Here is a 756-nt window from a genome sequence, read left to right on the forward strand (position 1 = left end):
TGTATCTTTATCTTTCTTCATTTCTGTATACACTAATCTTCTTATTAACATAACCATTTATGAAAAAAGCGAATAGTAAAAGCATTACAAGCGAACTACTTAACAAGTAAATTAAATCAAATGTAATATCAATCATCAGTTCATTCATGTATACCAGACTCCTTTTTATTAAAAGTAAAAGTATATTTTTATAGACTAGAAATCTTACAATTCATCTTCAGTCAATCTCTTTGTAGTATATGTATACCCTTCTTAACCCTTTCTAAACGTAAAAAACTATAATTCTATTTTTTTATTTATATGTTTAACATTTTTTAAAACGGGTATGTTTATATTGTTATGCTTACTATATGGAAAGGAATATTTCGATGAATGCAATCCAATCTACTACTATTCTTTATAATGAAACACCTACAATAACGCAGATTCATCATTTTTATGCTTTAATGACAACATTTCAAACGAATGTATTTATAAGTAAACACGGAACACTTACTTCTATTAAAAACTTAAGCACATTAGTCTCCTTTTTCCTTACTGTAAAAAAGAGAGATCTTGTATTATTTATCTTTGAAGGAATAGATGCAAAAAAAGCTTTAAGAACACTCTTTCCTTCTTAAAAGTTTTATGATCCCCCTATTCCCTCGATTGTTACTTTTCATATATGTTTATATTTCAAAATGATTTCCTCTATTCAAAACGAGACCCCCTAATACAATAGGGGGATTTCTAGTTTGGCCTTATGAAAACTGATAT

General features: G+C 27.2%; 2 protein-coding genes. One reads left to right on the forward strand and one right to left on the reverse strand.

The window, feature by feature from the left end:
- Window positions 1-7: 7 nt before the first annotated feature.
- Window positions 8-148, reverse strand: a complete 141-nt coding sequence (locus tag KI369_RS28665) for a hypothetical protein (RefSeq protein ID WP_001004256.1) — start codon at window positions 146-148, stop codon at window positions 8-10.
- A 220-nt stretch (window positions 149-368) separates the two neighbouring features.
- Between KI369_RS28665 and KI369_RS28670 the strand changes: the two genes are divergently transcribed.
- Window positions 369-620 (forward strand): hypothetical protein, encoded by a 252-nt coding sequence (locus KI369_RS28670; RefSeq protein ID WP_212959019.1) that lies wholly within the window; start codon window positions 369-371, stop codon window positions 618-620.
- Window positions 621-756: the final 136 nt, after the last annotated feature.

This window comes from Bacillus sanguinis (genome assembly GCF_018332475.1).
GTDB lineage: Bacteria > Bacillota > Bacilli > Bacillales > Bacillaceae_G > Bacillus_A > Bacillus_A sanguinis.